Genomic DNA, 17,428 nt, shown 5'->3' on the forward strand with positions numbered 1-17,428 from the left:
GGAGCTAAGAATATGAGTAAAGATAGGCATGAAGAATACAAAGAACACAAAGAACATGAAAAACAAATATCACATAAGCATGTTAATTCAAGGCCAGAAGAAAGTAAAGAACAAATAGCCATACACAAAATAGTAATAGTAGTTGCAGTAATAGTAGTTGTTGTATTTGGATTTATGTCTTTAATTGGAGTTATGCCTTAAAAAGAACAGTTATAAATTAAAGCATCTAAGCTTATTTTTAAAATATAAGTTTAGGTGCTTTTTTATATGGCAAGATTATAGAATAATAATATTAAAATAAATAATAGAAAATGTAAATTGTAGGTGTATATTGTCAGACCAAATTATATACAGAAGTCTAAATACTATGTTATAATCGAGAGTGGATTATAATATTTGTAAATAAAACTAGATTAACATAAATTAAGGAGGAAAAATCTTGGCTGATTTAAGAAATGAAATAGAAAAAAGAAGAACCTTTGCAATTATATCTCACCCAGATGCTGGTAAGACAACATTAACAGAAAAATTCCTATTATACGGAGGAGCTATAAGACTTGCAGGTTCAGTTAAGGCAAGAAAAGCATCAAAGCATGCAGTTTCTGACTGGATGGAAATAGAAAAACAAAGAGGAATATCAGTTACTTCATCAGTTATGCAATTTAATTATGAAGGACACTGTATAAATATATTAGATACTCCAGGTCACCAAGACTTCTCAGAGGATACATATAGAACTCTTATGGCAGCAGATTCAGCTGTAATGGTAGTTGACGCAGCTAAAGGGGTCGAAGAACAAACAAAGAAGCTTTTCCATGTATGTGCACTTAGAGAAATGCCAATATTTACTTTTGTAAATAAGATGGATAGAGAAGCTCAAGATCCATTCCAATTACTAGAAGATATTGAGAATGAACTTGGAATTAAAACATACCCAATGAACTGGCCTATAGGTTCAGGTAAAGAATTCAAAGGGGTATATGAAAGAGATAATAAGAGAATCATAGCCTTTACAGGTGGAGAACATGGACAAAAAGAAGTTAAGGCAATTGATGGAGATGTAGATGATCCTAAATTCAAAGAAATATTAGGAGAAGCTCTTCATGAAAAGCTAATGGAAGATATAGAGCTTTTAGATATTGCAGGAGACGAATTTGATGTAGAAAAAGTAAGAGAAGGACAATTAACACCAGTATTCTTTGGATCAGCTCTTACAAACTTTGGTGTTGAACCATTCTTAGAACATTTCTTAGAAATGACAACATCACCTCTTGGAAGAAATTCATCTATAGGTGAAATAGATCCATTTGATGATAATTTCTCAGCATTCGTATTTAAGATACAAGCAAATATGAATAAAGCACATAGAGATAGAATAGCATTTATGAGAATTTGTTCAGGTAAGTTTGAAAAAGGTAAAGACTACTATCATATGCAACAAGGTAAGAAGATTAAACTTGCAGAGCCACAACAATTTATGGCACAAGATAGAGAAATAGTTGAAGAGGCTTATGCTGGAGATATAATTGGTGTATTTGATCCAGGTGTATTCTCAATTGGAGATACTATCTGTACACCTTCAAAGAAATTCACATTTGCAGGAATACCAGCTTTCGCACCAGAACATTATGCAAGAGTTAGACCGGTAGATACTATGAAGAGAAAGCAATTCGTTAAAGGGGTAACTCAAATAGCTCAAGAAGGAGCAATCCAAGTATTTAAAGAGTTACACATTGGTATGGAAGAAATAATAGTTGGTGTTGTTGGTGTACTTCAATTTGAAGTTTTAGAGTATAGATTAAAGAATGAATATAATGTTGATATTAAGATGGAAAGACTTCCATATAGATTCGTAAGATGGATTGAAGATGATGGAAACATAGACGTAGATAAATTAAATCTTACATCAGATACTAAGAAGGTTAAGGATTTAAAAGATAGAAGCTTACTTATTTTCCAAAACACTTGGGGAATATCTTGGGCATTAGATCATAATAAGGGAATTATATTATCAGATGTAGGAAAGTCAGAAAGTTAGAATATAACAATAATTTAGTGTGTGGTATAAAAGGGTTAATTAAATATTTGAGGGGATGAAGTGTGTGTGGAATCTTTAATTATTATGCAAACTGGGAATTTGCAAGATAATACAGTTATATTAATATTGTTTTGTCTGGTTTTAGCTCTCATCTGGATATTTATTATGGTGATGAATAAAGATACAAATAGAAAGTATGAAATAATAAGACGAGAGTTAGATACGTTAGTTAGAAAAAACGAAAATATAGATATAGTAACTGCAAAGATAAAAAGTGAAAGAGTTAATTCACAAAAGAATTTCAAGCTTCTTTATGATAAGTCAAGCGATATTATAACCTTAAATGATTTCTTAAAAGCAATATCAATTTCAAGAGAAGAGTTTAATAGACTTATAGATTCTGCTAAAAAAGAAGAGCATTTTGAATTTGAGTATTCAGTAAAAGATGAGGGTATAGAGCGATTTGTTAGGGCGTATGCTCACATAATAAGTAATAATAGAGTTGATATTATCTTAACTGATATTACTTATGAAAGAAGTGGTGATATTACTTATCAAGTTGATGAAGGAATAGATCCACTAACAGGACTTATCAATAGAAATAATTACAAAAGAGAGATAAAAAAGCTTATTGATGACTATAGATTTTCATATGGTGCTTTTTTATTTATAGATATAGATGAATTCCAAACATACAATAAAGTCTATGGACATGAATTTGGAGATGAAGTTATTAAAACTTTTGCTGCAAGGCTTAAAGGCTATAGTGATGAGAAGACAGTAGTTTTTAGATTTGTAGGAGATCAATTTGGAGTTTATAGACATGGATTTAATAAAAGAAAAGATATGGAATCTTTCTTAAATGATATAAGGACTAGATTAACTATAAATACTTTAATAAATAATACAGAAGTTAATATAACCTGCTCAATAGGTATATCTATTTTAAGTTTTGACGTTGCAACAGAGGATGGCCTTTATAAATATGCTGAGTTTGCAATGCAAGAAGCTAAAAAGATTAGAAAGCCTTTAGAAACAACTTTAAATTATTTTAATAAAAATCAGTATGAAAAATATAAAAAGATAAATAAAAAGCAGCTAAGATTACAAAAGGTTATAGAGGATAGGAAGTATTATAGTATATTCCAGCCAATTGTATATTTAGATGATATGAGTCTTTATGGAATAGAGGGATTAACCCGTATTAAAGATAGAACTTATAGGAGCATAGTTGACTTTTTAGATATAGCAAAAGAAAAGGGATTAGAAGATTATGCAGCAATGAAATTTGGCGTTAATGTTTATAATGATTATATAAGCTCTTCTTTCTACAATAAAATTAAAATATTTATAAATGTTAATTTTAGTGAGATGAATGAAGATGATGGATATAGATATGTAGCTGAGACAAAAAATGAACTTAAAAACATTGGTGTAGATATGGATAGCATTGATAATTATAAGAATATAGTTGTAGAATTTTCCGAGAGAACATCCTATAATGTGAATGAAAAATTGGAAAATATGCTTAATAAATATAGAGAGCAAAATATTCAAATAGCAATTGATGATTTTGGAGCTGGATATGCAAATGAGTCTTTAATTCTTAAAATAAAACCAGATATAGTAAAGCTAGATAAAGAGCTTATTTGTAATATAGATAAAGATGAGTATACTAAGACAGTAACAACAAATATAATAACAATGCTTAAAAAGCTTGGAGTTAAAATTGTTGCAGAAGGCATAGAAACAAAGGAAGAATTTGATTTTGTTAGAGCCTTAGGTGTTGATTTTGGCCAAGGATGCTATATTCAAAAACCAACTAAAATAGAAGAAATAAAATTAGACTATAGCGAAATAATAAAATAGGCTAAATATAATATAAGGATGGTAGATTATTATGAAACCTATAAAAGTATTATCAGTCTTTGGAACAAGACCAGAAGGAATAAAGATGTGTCCTTTAGTTAAGGCACTTGAAAGAGATAATAGATTTGAATCAATAGTTTGTGATACAGCACAACATAGAGATATGCTAGATACTGTACTTGAGATATTTGATGTAAAGCAAGACTATGATTTAGATATAATGGCACATGGACAAACAATAATAGATATATCAACTAAGGTTTTAAGAGGAGTAGATGAAGTAATTAAAAAGTGTACTCCAGATATAGTTCTAGTTCATGGAGACACTTCAACAACATTAAATGTAGCTCTTGCTGCATTTTATAATCAAGTTCCAGTAGGACACGTTGAAGCAGGACTTAGAACATATGATATATATTCACCATTTCCAGAGGAAGCAAATAGAAAATTAACTGGTAGCATTGCAACAATGCATTTTGCTCCAACAGAAACTAATAGGGGTAATCTTCTAAGAGAAGGAGTAAATCCTGATAATATATTCATAACAGGAAATACAGTAATAGATGCACTTTTAAGTGTAATAGATGAAAATTTAGTATTTGAACAAGAAGTATTAAATGATATAAATTACAAGAATAAAGATGTAATATTATTAACTACTCATAGAAGAGAGAATTGGGGAGAACCAATGGAAAATATCTTTAAAGCTATGATAAAGTTAGTTGAAGAAGATGAAAGAGTTGAAGTGATATTCCCAATGCACAAAAATCCTGCAATAAGAGAACTTGCACATAGTTATTTTGATAAATATAAAGGAAGAGTTCATCTTATAGAACCTCTAGAATATGTTGAGTTTGCAAATCTTATGTCAAGAGTTAAGCTTATAATGACAGATTCAGGTGGTATACAAGAGGAGGCACCAACTCTTGGAAAACCAGTTATGGTTCTTAGAACAGAAACAGAAAGGCCAGAGGCAGTAGAAGCAGGAACTATAAAACTTGCTGGGATAGACACTGATAATATATATAATGAAGCAAAAGAGCTTCTAACAAATAAAGAAGCTTACGAAAAGATGGCACATGCTGCAAATCCATATGGAGATGGAAAAGCATGTATCAGAATATTAGATGAAATAGATAAATATTTTAATTAAAGAAAATCCTTCTGATTATATAGATAATTAGAAGGATTTTTTATTTCTAATAAGTATGAAAAAATTTACATAAAAAGATAAAAGTAGATAAAATGTGTTGTTTAGTACATGATATTAGTAGTTTGATACAAAATAATAAAAAATAAATATTAACTATTATATAATTTTAAATACAATTATATACTCAGTATTTAATAAAATAAATTTTAATATATAATAAAAATCAAAGGGAATTGGGGTAATAAACTTAAGGAGGAATATTATGGTTAACATTGCTATATGTGATGATCAAGGCTATGATCGAATAAATCTAAAAAATATATTAGAAAAGATAGCAATAAAAAATAATATAATAATAAAAATAGAAGAATTTAATTCCGGTAGAGAACTTTTAAGTGTTTATCAAAGAGATATACCAAAATATGATGTAGTATTTTTAGATATGATTCTTGGTGATTCAAATGGAATAGATATTGCAAAAAGGATAATAGAATTTAATGAATCAGTAAAATTTATAATTCTAAGTAGTAGCAAAGAATTTATATTAGATGGATATGAAATATCAGCAGTAAATTATATAATAAAGCCGCCTTCTATTGATAGAATTGAAAAAGAATTACTTAGAGCTATAGAGATAAGTAATAGTAATGAGGAGTTTTATGAAATAAATAAAAATGGCAGTAAACTGTTATTGAAGTTAAATGACATATATTACTTAGAAGTAGAACATAGAAAAATAAATGTATACAAAAAAGATGATGTTATTAATTATTATGAAAAATTAGAAAATGTTGAAAGAGATCTAGAAGAGAAAGGATTTAAAAGATGTCATAGAAGTTATGTTATAAATATATCTAAGATAAAGGAACTTAAAAGTAATGAAGTAAGACTGTTGAATGGGCAAGTAATTCCAATTGGTAGAAAATATAGGGAGAGTTTAAAAGAATCTTTCTTTAATTATTTGCAGATGGTATAAATTGTGAGTAATATTGGGGATGAATGAAACAAAAGTTATATTTCTGGCAACAGGTATTTTTATAGCTGTATATAATATATCTATTATAAGGAAATTGGATGATGATTTAAATTTTATTAGTAAGATTGGTATATATTTTTTTATGACATCAACAATATTATTATCCTTAGTATCATTTCGTTTTAACGATAATATAAATATGAATACATTATTATTCTCTGTTTTGCTAAGTGTAGTAACTTTATTCACAAAGAGTAGTAAAGGGGAGGTATTATTCCTATCTGGAATAATACCTATTAATATAATTAATTTTCAAAATATAATATTTTCATCTTATGAATTAATTACAAAAAATAATATAAGTAACATTAATACTTCAATACAAAGCTTAGATAAAACAAGAACTGTAGTTTTATATATTACTTTGGTAATAATAACTCTTAAAATAGTAAGTAACGTAATAATTAATAATAGTGAGTATATAGAAAAGAGTCTTGAAAATGAAAAAAGTTTAGGAATAAAGCTGATATTAATATTTTCATATATGGTTAATATTGGGTTTGTTCAGTATCTTTACGTATTAGGTAATACTAGAGGTTTTTCAATATTTGTGCTATTTTGTTCTGCTACTAATTTATTGATTAGTTGGTTTATAATCAAAAATTCAATAGCAAAAGGTACTGCAAAGAAGTTTAAAGAAAAGACTGATTTATTAAATGAGCAAATAAAAAATCAATATAATCACTATGTTGAACTTGAAAAATATTATAGTGAAATATTTAGAATAAAGCATGATATAAATAATCATAATAATATAATCTCAGTACTTCTTCAAAATGAAGAGTATAATGAGCTTAAAAACTATATGGATAAATATTGTTCTAATATTATAGATTTAGAAAGGGATATTTTAATTTGTAAAAATAAAATAATAGATGCCATATGTTTAAGTAAAAAAATAATATGTGAAGAAAAGGGGATAGACATAAACTTTGATATTAAAGTACCTGAAAATATTAATATAGATGATTTAGATTTATGCGCTATATATGGAAATCTTTTAGATAATGCTATAGAGGCCTGTGATAGAATAGATGATAAGTATAGGGAAAAAGTTATAGATATTCAGTCAAAAGTATCAAATGGATATTTAACTATAAAGTTAATAAATTCAAAGGCCGATGTATCTATAAGGAAAGATAATAAGTTTATAACTTTAAAGAAAGATAAGAAATATCATGGAATAGGCATTGAAAGTGTCAGAAGGAGCATTAATAGATATAATGGGCAACTTATCCTAAAGGATAAAGGCGAAACTTTTATAGCGTGCGTAATAATTAAAAATAAATGATTATTTGGGATTAATGTAGGAGTTTTCTTATATTAATCCTTTTTAAAATAGAATTTAAATAGGCCTACTATCATATAATTTTAATATGTGTTTAATTAAATATATAAGTAAATATTGTAAAAAAATAGTAAATGATATATAATTTACTGGTTGGAAAAAAATGTAACTGAAGGATTGGAGATAATATGATTAATATAGCTATATGTGATGATGAAATACATGATTTAAATTATCTTAAATGTATAATAGAAAAAATATCATTAGACAATAATATTGTTATTAATACAGAATGCTTTAGTGATGCAGAAGAACTAATTAAATTATACAAAAGAGATACTCCAGAATATAATGTGATTTTTCTAGATATAATGCTTGGAAAATACAATGGAATAGATATAGCAAAGAAGATATTAAATATAGACAAATCAGTTAAATTTATAATATTAAGTAGCACAAAAGAATATGTTTTTAATGGATATGAAATAATGGCAGTAAATTATATTTTAAAGCCAGCAAGTGAAGAGAAAATAAAGAAAGAATTGTATAGGGCATTAGATATCAGAAATAGTAATAGAGGTTTTTATGAAATAAATAGATGTGGAAAAAAACAATTTATTAATTTGGGTGATATATATTACTTTGAAATAAATAAAAGAAAGATAAATGTTTATATGGACAAGCAACAGTTGGAGTATTATGAAAAAATAGAGAATATAGAGAATGATTTATTAGATAAAGGATTTATCAGATGTCATAGAGGATATGTTATAAATATTTCAAAAGTAAAAGAGATAGATGGAAATGATATAACTTTAATAAACGGAGAAATAATTCCTATTGGGAGAAAATATAAACAGAATTTAAAAGAGTCTTTTTTTGATTATCTAGAATTAGTTTGAGGAAAGAATATAAATGGTAGAAATTATATTAAGGATTTTTATATTAGTTATAGTTTTAAGTTATAGCTTTAAGTTAGTTAATAATTTAGTTTCAGAAAATGGTGGAATTCGGCAAAATATCATAGCTCTTTTATTAGTTGCTCTTCTGGGTACATCTTCTATGTATTCTGAATTAAGTAATTATATTTTAGAATATATATTATTTTTTTCAGTTATTTTACTTATAAGTTCTATTTATATTCAGGAAAAATTATCTATTATATATAGTATAGGCATGGTAGCTATAGCGTTAATAAACTTACAAAATATAACCTTTTGTATAGTTATAATTTTTCAAAAATATAATTTAGGAGTAAATAATAATACAAAGTTCAATTTATTTTATTTAGTAGTATATATAATATTAATCATTATATGGCTTAAAATGATTATTTCTATGATTATAAAAGATAAAAAGATAGTATGTATAAAATATAAGAAAAAAGAAATATTCATAAATAATATTTCTTTGATTATTATATATATGATTAATTTAAAGTTATTAAATCATGATTATTATGTGGGAAACTCTAGTGAAATTAATATTTTCTTATTATTATTTTCTATTGTAGGGGTATTTACTAGTTATTTAATGATTTCTCAATCTGAATATAGATTTAAATTAAGGAAAATGAGGGAAGAAAAGTTAATATTAGATCAGCTTATAAAAGAACAATTAAATTATTATAATGAGCTAGAAAAGCACTATAATAATGTTATTAAAGTTAAACACGATATGAACAATCATAACAATATCATATCAGCGTTAATTAAAAAGAATGAATATGAGAAGTTAGAAGATTATATTAGAAATATTGATAAAGTTTTTAATAAGATTAATAACGATATCTTAATATGTGACAATAAAATAATAGATGCTATATGCGTAAGCAAAAGGGCTATTTGTAAGAAGAAAAATATTAATATATATTTTGATATTGAAATAAGAAATGATATATCAATAGATGATTTAGATTTATGCATTATATATGGAAATCTTTTAGACAATGCTATAGAGGCATGTGAGAGAATAAAAGATTATAGTATTAAAAAAGTTATAAAAATTGAATCAAGAATATCAAATGATTTTTTTATGATAAAGGTTGAGAATTCCAACTCAGAGAATGTAGTAATCAAAAATAATAAGTTCATAACGTTAAAGCATGATAAAAAGTTTCATGGTATAGGTTTAGACAACGTTAGGCAAAGTATTGAAAAGTATAATGGGGAATTAATTTTAAAAGATAAAAAAGATATATTTATAGCAAAATTAATAATGAAAATATAAATTGAAATTTTATAGAGGTAAAGCATTAATAAGAACTTAATAGTTCTTATTAATGCTTTTTTGCTGTTTAGAACAAATTATAGGTTGTTAATTACAAATATGTTGTTATGGATTTTAATGGATGATAAAAATATAGAGAACTAAATTTTAAGAGAAATAGTGATTATAGTATACAAATCAGAAGATTAAGATTTGTATAAAATAGATAAAAATATATGAGACTATATTAATGCTTTTGTTATTTGGAACAAATTAAATGTTATTAATTACAAATATGTTGTTGCAAATTTTAATAAATGATAAAAATATAAAGGGTTAAGTTTTAGAAATAATGGTGATTAAATGAGAGAGAAGAGTAAGGGGAAATTAGTTAAGGATATTATTTCTTATATTGTTATAGCAATAGTATTTATCTTTATGGTTATATCAATTTTAAGTAATGTTGGATTGTTTGGGTATAAGTTTTATGATGTTTTGACCGGAAGTATGAGTCCAACTATAAATCCTGGAAATCTTATTGTTGTTAAGGAAATAGATGATAGTGAGGTAAAAGAAGGGGATATTATAACCTTTAAAGGAAATAGTACAAGCAACTTAACAACACATAGAGTTGTTGAAGTGATAGAAAAGGATAAAAATATTAAATTCCAAACAAAGGGGGATGCTAATGATGTTTTAGATCCTATGCTTATTGATGGAAACCTTTTGGTTGGAAAGGTAGTATTTGATATTCCTTATATGGGAAAGGTTATGAGCTTTATAAATCAGTATAGAGTAGTCATAGTCATTTTAATAATAGCTTATTTATGTTTTGGCACGTTTTATAAGGGGGCTAAGGCAATTAAAAATAAAGATTAATTTAATTTTATGGAGGGTTTTATGGGAAAGAAAAAAATTATAGGGTTATGTTTAGCAGTAGGATTAATGGTTGGAGTAGTTGGAGGATCACTTGCGTGGTTTACAGATAACGCTGAAGTTCCTAATAGCTTTGCAACACAAGGCAATGGAATAGATGAAACTAATGGAATAAAAATAGAGGAAGTATTTGATAATGAGTTAGCAAGTAAGGTATTACCAGGAACTGATGTAAATAAAGATGCTAAAGTTAAAAATACAGCTAGTTACGATCAGATTATTAGAGTTAAGTTTGAAAAGGAATGGACAACAAACACAGATGGTAAAAACTTAAATCTTGATTTCATAGAATTAAAATATCAAAATTTAACTGAAACACCTGAAACTAATAAATGGATTGATGGGAAAGATGGATACTTCTATTACAACGGAGTTGTTGCAGCTGGTACAGCTACAGAATATCTTTTAGATAGTGTTAAATTAAGCTCTCAAGCTGACAATAATTACAAAAATGTAGGATATGATGTAATAGTTAAAGCTGAAGGTATACAAGCTTCAAATGGAGCAGTAAGCAGTGCTTGGACAACTGCACCAGACGTTATAAAGAATTTAGGTAATTAATATTAAAAATAAAGGAGTGAGATAATGAAGAATATTTTTAAGATATTAATATTATCTTTATCACTTCTTTTAATAACTGGAACTATAGGGGATGCAGCAGAGCTTGCACCCCCTAATGTTGAATTAGAGGGGAATGCTAATGGTATAGTATATATTCCTGGCAATGAACCTTTTTTAGAATTTAGGGGTATGGTTCCAGGAGATAAAATAAAAAGAAGGTTGGTATTGAGCAATAAATTTACAGATTCTTATGAAATATTCATGAGAGCTGAAAGAATAAGTGAAAAAGAAGAATACGATCTATTAGAAAAGTTAAAGATGAAGATAGATCGTAATGATGGTAATTTACATGAAGGTGATGCTACTGGTGAGCATAGTATAAAGGAGAATGTTTCGCTTGGAAAAATAAATCCAGGAGAAAGTAAGGAGCTAGTAGCAGAAGTAGACCTTGATGGACAGAGTACAGGAAATGAATATAAAAATAAATCTGGAGAGGTTAAATGGATATTTACAGCTGTAAGAACCAAACCTACAGGAAGAATTCCTCAAGATAATAATCAATCAAACAATAATTCAACAAGTAAACCAGCACAAACAGGAGATAATGGAATTCTAGGATATTTGATAGCTATTGTTTCATGCTTTATTGTATTTAAGGTAATTAATAGAAAGGGGAGAAAGGCATAATGAAGAAAAGTAAATTGATTATATGTTCAGTAATTGGAATCACAATGCTATTCCCAGGAGGATTAATTACAAAGGTATATGCTCAAGGTAAGGAGATAGTTGGTTGGTTTAGAGACTTTGATAGCAAAACAAATAACTTGGGTGTAGCTAATATAGATGTGGAGATTGAGGAAGATTTTAAACCTCCTACTGATTGGAATGGGACTTCTCATAAAAAGCTAGTTCAAGTTCAAAATAATAGCACTGGACCTGCTCTTATAAGAATTAGCATACAGAAGAGATGGGTAGATGAGAAAGGAAATACATGGGCTGGAGATACAAATTATATTAACCTAAGTTTTTCAGAACGTGAGGGAAATCTTTGGGTTGATGGAAATGATGGATACTTCTACTACAATAAGATAATGTCTGAAAATGAAGTTACTCAAGCAATATTAGATTCAGTTGAGCTTAGTGTTCCGGTGGAGTTAAAGGAAAGATATAAAGGTAAAAAGGTAATTGTTGATGTAAGGACTGAAGCAGTTCAAGCTACTGTTGGTGGATATAATGCAACTTGGAAAAACTTAAATGATACTATAAAGAATATGCTAGATAAATTATGTAATAAAGAGTAGGGAGGTAGCTATATGAGAAAACAGAAAAGAAAATTTAAATTTAAAAAGATGGCTATATCTCTAGCTTTTATATTATGTAATTGCTTTTTGATAAATGCAATGGCAGAGCCATATAGTCAAGCTAATAGTAGTAAGCAAGATAAAATTAATAGAGAGCAAGAAACTAATGGTATAAAAAATAGTAAAACAGCAACACCAACAGGAGTTGAGGGAGAATATGAAATAGAACTAAAGGTTTCAGGAACTCCAACAACTAAAACTGTTCCTGTAGATATAGTAATGATAATGGATACATCAGGTAGTATGGAAAATGATATGAGAGACCTTAAAAATGCTATGAGGAGGTTTACAAGCAGTATACTTGATGAAGAAAAAGGGGTAAAAGATTCAAGAATATCAGTAATTGGATTTTCAGGTAGTGCAAGTGTTCTTCATGATTTTTCGAATAATGCAGAAAATATAAATAGGAAGATAAGTGATGCAGAATTATTATGGAGTGGAACAAACGCTCAAGCAGCATGGTTAAAAGCGTATGACCAGTTAGCTAAGGCAAGACAAGGTGCAAATAAATATGTGTTATTCTTTACTGATGGATTACCAAATAAAACTTCAAGTGGTAGAGATGCTGTTGAAAGTGCTGTATCTGCTTATAATAGTGTTGTTGCAAAATATAATGGAATTAATGCATACTCAATAGGACTTATAAGAAATGTAAGCTGGTATGAAAAAGAAGAAGCAAGAAGTTTCTTGAGACGAGTGCAAAATCAAGAAGCAGGACCACATTTTATAGAAGGAAAAGAAATAAATTTAGATGGAATATATGCTAAAATAGCAGATAATATAAAAACAGAAACAGCAATGGCAAATGGTGCAATTATAACAGACGAAGTTACAAAAGAGTTTGAAATCGTAAATAATGGAGCTGATGCTAAAGTGTATAAGCCATTGAAAGATGGGGAACTAGAGGAACTAAATATAAAGCCAACAGTAATTGGAAATAAGCTTTCTTGGGATCTTGGAAATATTGGTACTGAAGGTAGAATAATTAGATTTAAGATTAGGCTTAAAGATGAGTATTATGGAATTGGTGATGATAAGATACCAACGAATGTAAAAGCTACTATGGATTACAAAGATCCAGATGGAAATAAAAATACAATAACCTTTGAGAAACCAGCAGTAAAGGTACCTTATAAGAAGGGAACAATTACGGTTATAAAAGAAGTTAAGAATAATACAGGTTTAACAACGCCTAAAGATGATAACTTTAATATTTCACTAACTGGAAAAGATAATATAGGTGAGTATAGTATTAAGCTGAAAGGTGGAGAAACAAAAATTTTGAACTTCACATTAAAGCATAGTGATGCAAAGGTATCATCAGAAAACTTAAAATCTAAAGATTTCTTAAATATTGGAGAATATGATATAAGAGAAATAGTTCCAATGAATTATGAGCTTGAAGATATATATGTAGGCAGCACTAAGTTAAATAAAGATATGATAAAAGATAATAAATTTACAATAAATAATACAAATAATAATATTACAATCAAAGTTGTAAATAAGTATGTAAATGATAAATATTTTTATGATAAAGCCGAAGAGGAAAATGTGCTACAACTTGCAAAATAATCTGGAACTAAAGGTAACTGTAAGAGTAAATAACTCTTTTTAAATAAGCTCTGAATTTTCAGGGCTTATTTTTTATGATTTATCAGTTTAAGGGAGGGTATTACTATTAAAAAAGTTATAAATATATTGCTTATAATAGCAATAATCTTTTCTTTATATAAAGTTGTAACAAAGATAAATGATTATAATAAAAGTAAAAACACATATGAAAAAATTCAAGATGTGAAAAGTAATAGTAATGATTTTAGTAAAGAGCTAATGAAAATAAATGAAGATTATAAGATGTGGATAGAGATACCTAATACCAATATAAACTATCCGGTAGTACAAGGAAAAGATAATCATTTTTACTTAAATCATGATTTTAATAAGAAAGAAAGTAGCTCAGGGGCTATTTTTATAGATTATAAAAATGATATAGATAAAGACAAAAATATAGTAATCTATGGACACAACATGAAAAATAAAAGCATGTTTCAAAATCTTATGAAATTTAAAGATGATGAGTTTTGGAAGAATAATAATACAATTATTTTAACTATAGATGGAAAAGTATATGAATACGAAATATTTTCAGCATATGTAAATGATGCAAATAACGTAGAATTTAAATTTAATTTTAGAAATGATGATGAGTATTTAAAGTATCTACAAGAAATTAAAGAAAAATCTATTTTTAGTAGAGATACAGATATTATAAGTAATGATAGGATAGTAACTTTAAGTACATGTAGTTATGAGAATGATGATGCTAGGATGGTTGTTCATGGGAGATTAAAAAGAGAAAAGTAGTATTAAAAATTTTAATACTACTTTTCTTTTTCTTATAAATAGGGATATTAATTTATAAATAAAAACGTTATCAAAATTACAAATTGTGATCTATCAAATAAGTTAATTGATTGTTTAATTTAAATTAATAAAAAGTTTAATTATAATTAATAAAAATAAAAAAGAAAGTGATTTAGTACAAAAATTGTAAAACGAAAGTAATTAACTGTGATAAAAAAGTATAGTAACATATATAAGGAATTAGATTGTTACTATAAAAATGAATAAATGATGAACAAAACGTAAAAAAAAGATAAAATGCATCAAATTTAAACATAAGTATGCCGAGAAAAAAGACTAATTTTATGTTATAATTGTTTAGTATTTGTAAAAAAAACACATTTGATGTTAAATGTGTGAAATAATCATAATAAATGAAATGTTAAGATGGGGGAAAGTAAATGAAGGAAGAAAACATAAATATTAGTGAAATATTAGATGCGCTAAAGAAGAGATATAAGATGATTATTACAATCACTTTAGCATTTACAATAATAGCTGCGCTAATTAGTTTTTTAGTGATTAAACCTAAGTATGAAATCACGACTAAATTATTCATAGGAAAACAAGAAAGTAAAACAGAGAAGTATGACAGTAATGATGTAATGATGTACCAAAAGCTTATTACTACATATGCCGAAATTATAAAAACTGATGATCTAATGGAGAAAGCTCTTAAGAAGGGTAACATAGATGAACAAACTAAAGATGTAGAGAAAAATTTAAAGGTTACGCCTAGAGCTGACACTCAAATATTAGAAATATCTTATACAGGAACAGATAAGACTGAAGCTGTAGATATAGTCAAAAATATTACTGAGGAGTTTATAAAGGAATCAAAAAAACTTATTCCAAATGGTAATATTCAAATCATAGAAAAGGCTAAGATACCAGAAGATCCAATTAGTCCTAATAAGAAACTTAACATACTAATAGCCTTTGTACTTGGACTTATGGTGAGTATAGGATTATCACTTCTTCTAGAATTTATGGACAACACATATAAGTCAAAGGAAGAACTTGAAAAAGCATTAGACATTCCAGTTATAGGTGTTATACCAGAATTAGATTCTGAAGATCCAAGTGCTAGAAGATCAAAATATAGAAAGTAAGGTGATAAGATGTTTATAGTTGAAAAGAAACCAAAATCAATACCAGCAGAAAGCTATAGAGTATTAAGAACTAATATACAATACTCATCTATTGATAAAAAGATAAAGAGAATGTTAGTTACAAGTTCAGAGCCAGGAGAAGGTAAGTCAACTACAACAGGTAATCTTGCACTTACATTTTCTCAGGATGAAAAGAGAGTTTTACTTATAGATTGTGATTTAAGAAAGCCTAGTATACATAAGAAGTTTAGAGTTTCTAATAATATAGGACTTTCAGATGTAATATTAGATAATGGGAAATTAGATAAGGCACTGATAAAGAGAAATGATTATTTAGATATATTACCAGCTGGTAAGGTGCCACCAAATCCATCAGAGCTTTTAGGGTCAAAGGCATTAGAAAATTTACTTGATGAATTAGGAAAAAAATATGATGTAATAATTTTAGATACTCCTCCAGTACATGCTGTAACTGATGCTCAGATACTTTCAACTAAGGTTGATGGAGTAATACTTGTTGTTAGAGCAGAAAGAACAAAGAAAGAATCAGTAATATCAGCTAAGGCAGCATTAGATAAAGTTAATGCTAATATCTTAGGAACTGTACTAAATGGCGGAGAAAGTAGTAAAGGTAAATACTACTACTACTATGGTAATTAATTAGGAGGTATTTATGGTAGATATTCATTCTCATATATTACCTGGAATAGATGATGGTCCAAAAAAGTTGGAAATGTCATTAGATATGATAAGAAGATCTTATGAAGAAGGAACTAAAGATATAGTAGCCACTCCTCACTATAGAAGAGGCTGTTTTGAGACGCCTTATAGCGAAGTTAAGAAAGTAGTTAAGTATTTTAAGGATTTACTAAAGTCAGAGGGTCTAGATATAAATATACATTATGGACAAGAAGTTTATTATTCAGACAGGATTATTGAAGATTTGGAAGAAGGATTTATAGGTACTATAAATGGGGGACAATATATGCTTGTAGAATTTCCTATGAGGAGGATTCCAAGTGAAGCAGCAGATTATATGTACGAGCTTAAACTTAGAGGAATTACTCCGATAATAGCTCATCCAGAAAGATATTCAGAAGCTATAAAAAATCCTGGAATATTAAATCCTTTTATTGAAGAAGGTTGTCTTTTCCAACTAAATGCAGGAAGTATAAGAGGGTTCTTCGGAAAAGATGTTAAGAAGACAGCAGAAACGTTGATAAAAAATAATATTTATTCTTTTATTGGAAGTGATGCTCATAATAATAGCAGTAGAAATACTGGAATTAAAGAAGAATATCAAGAGATATTTAAGAAGAATAAGGGTTTGGAAAATATATTCTTAGATAATTCTAATAAACTTTTAGCTAATGAAGAAATTCAGTTTAAAGGAAAGATGATAAAGAAGAAAAAGGGGTTCTTTTTTAGATAATAGATAAAATTATGATAGGGGGAATGTG

At 27.4% G+C, this 17,428-nt stretch carries 17 protein-coding genes; all 17 read left to right on the top strand.

From position 1 onward, the window contains the following. Nucleotides 1-12: 12 nt before the first annotated feature. The 17 genes from JOC62_RS00280 to JOC62_RS00360 all read left to right on the top strand — a co-directional run bounded on the left by JOC62_RS00280 (nucleotide 13) and on the right by JOC62_RS00360 (nucleotide 17,400). Nucleotides 13-201: a hypothetical protein gene (locus tag JOC62_RS00280; RefSeq protein ID WP_204593156.1), complete on the top strand. Its 189-nt coding sequence runs from the start codon at nucleotides 13-15 to the stop codon at nucleotides 199-201. 238 nt (nucleotides 202-439) lie between these two features. Continuing rightward, a complete protein-coding gene (locus JOC62_RS00285) occupies nucleotides 440-2,038 on the top strand; it encodes a peptide chain release factor 3 (protein WP_204593157.1) in 1,599 nt (532 codons plus the stop codon). A 66-nt stretch (nucleotides 2,039-2,104) separates the two neighbouring features. Further along, nucleotides 2,105-3,907 carry an EAL domain-containing protein gene (locus JOC62_RS00290; RefSeq protein ID WP_204593158.1) on the top strand — a complete coding sequence of 601 codons (1,803 nt, stop codon included), beginning with the start codon at nucleotides 2,105-2,107 and terminating at the stop codon, nucleotides 3,905-3,907. A gap of 31 nt (nucleotides 3,908-3,938) precedes the next feature. Then, on the top strand, nucleotides 3,939-5,060 hold the full coding sequence (wecB, locus tag JOC62_RS00295) for a non-hydrolyzing UDP-N-acetylglucosamine 2-epimerase (RefSeq protein WP_204593159.1): 1,122 nt from the start codon (nucleotides 3,939-3,941) through the stop codon (nucleotides 5,058-5,060). A 262-nt stretch (nucleotides 5,061-5,322) separates the two neighbouring features. Then, nucleotides 5,323-6,036 carry a LytR/AlgR family response regulator transcription factor gene (locus JOC62_RS00300; protein WP_204593160.1) on the top strand — a complete coding sequence of 238 codons (714 nt, stop codon included), beginning with the start codon at nucleotides 5,323-5,325 and terminating at the stop codon, nucleotides 6,034-6,036. A 19-nt stretch (nucleotides 6,037-6,055) separates the two neighbouring features. Next, entirely contained in the window at nucleotides 6,056-7,387 is a 1,332-nt protein-coding gene (locus JOC62_RS00305; protein WP_204593161.1) for a sensor histidine kinase, read from the top strand. A gap of 185 nt (nucleotides 7,388-7,572) precedes the next feature. Next, complete coding sequence (locus JOC62_RS00310; RefSeq protein WP_204593162.1) at nucleotides 7,573-8,286, top strand: LytR/AlgR family response regulator transcription factor; 714 nt, start codon at nucleotides 7,573-7,575, stop codon at nucleotides 8,284-8,286. Between the two features lie 13 nt (nucleotides 8,287-8,299). Next, complete coding sequence (locus tag JOC62_RS00315; RefSeq protein ID WP_204593163.1) at nucleotides 8,300-9,613, top strand: sensor histidine kinase; 1,314 nt, start codon at nucleotides 8,300-8,302, stop codon at nucleotides 9,611-9,613. Between the two features lie 342 nt (nucleotides 9,614-9,955). After that, nucleotides 9,956-10,471, top strand: a complete 516-nt coding sequence (locus JOC62_RS00320) for a signal peptidase I (protein ID WP_204593164.1) — start codon at nucleotides 9,956-9,958, stop codon at nucleotides 10,469-10,471. A gap of 21 nt (nucleotides 10,472-10,492) precedes the next feature. Next, on the top strand, nucleotides 10,493-11,089 hold the full coding sequence (locus tag JOC62_RS00325; RefSeq protein ID WP_204593165.1) for a BsaA family SipW-dependent biofilm matrix protein: 597 nt from the start codon (nucleotides 10,493-10,495) through the stop codon (nucleotides 11,087-11,089). A gap of 24 nt (nucleotides 11,090-11,113) precedes the next feature. Then, nucleotides 11,114-11,776: an LPXTG cell wall anchor domain-containing protein gene (locus JOC62_RS00330; protein ID WP_204593166.1), complete on the top strand. Its 663-nt coding sequence runs from the start codon at nucleotides 11,114-11,116 to the stop codon at nucleotides 11,774-11,776. Further along, a complete protein-coding gene (locus JOC62_RS00335) occupies nucleotides 11,776-12,390 on the top strand; it encodes a hypothetical protein (RefSeq protein WP_204593167.1) in 615 nt (204 codons plus the stop codon). Before JOC62_RS00330 ends, JOC62_RS00335 begins: the two co-directional genes overlap by 1 nt. 12 nt (nucleotides 12,391-12,402) lie before the next feature. Further along, nucleotides 12,403-14,025, top strand: a complete 1,623-nt coding sequence (locus JOC62_RS00340) for a vWA domain-containing protein (RefSeq protein ID WP_204593168.1) — start codon at nucleotides 12,403-12,405, stop codon at nucleotides 14,023-14,025. Between the two features lie 117 nt (nucleotides 14,026-14,142). After that, nucleotides 14,143-14,817 carry a class B sortase gene (gene srtB / locus JOC62_RS00345; RefSeq protein ID WP_341534784.1) on the top strand — a complete coding sequence of 225 codons (675 nt, stop codon included), beginning with the start codon at nucleotides 14,143-14,145 and terminating at the stop codon, nucleotides 14,815-14,817. A 440-nt stretch (nucleotides 14,818-15,257) separates the two neighbouring features. Further along, nucleotides 15,258-15,968, top strand: coding sequence for a YveK family protein (locus JOC62_RS00350; RefSeq protein ID WP_204593169.1), 711 nt, complete (start codon nucleotides 15,258-15,260; stop codon nucleotides 15,966-15,968). A gap of 9 nt (nucleotides 15,969-15,977) precedes the next feature. Continuing rightward, the gene (locus JOC62_RS00355) at nucleotides 15,978-16,628 is read left to right on the top strand and encodes a CpsD/CapB family tyrosine-protein kinase (RefSeq protein ID WP_204593170.1); all 651 of its coding nucleotides are present in this window, start codon (nucleotides 15,978-15,980) and stop codon (nucleotides 16,626-16,628) included. 13 nt (nucleotides 16,629-16,641) lie between these two features. Next, a complete protein-coding gene (locus tag JOC62_RS00360) occupies nucleotides 16,642-17,400 on the top strand; it encodes a tyrosine-protein phosphatase (RefSeq protein ID WP_204593171.1) in 759 nt (252 codons plus the stop codon). The last annotated feature ends 28 nt before the right edge of the window (nucleotides 17,401-17,428 follow it).

Source organism: Clostridium sardiniense (assembly GCF_016907995.1).
Taxonomy (GTDB): domain Bacteria; phylum Bacillota; class Clostridia; order Clostridiales; family Clostridiaceae; genus Clostridium; species Clostridium sardiniense.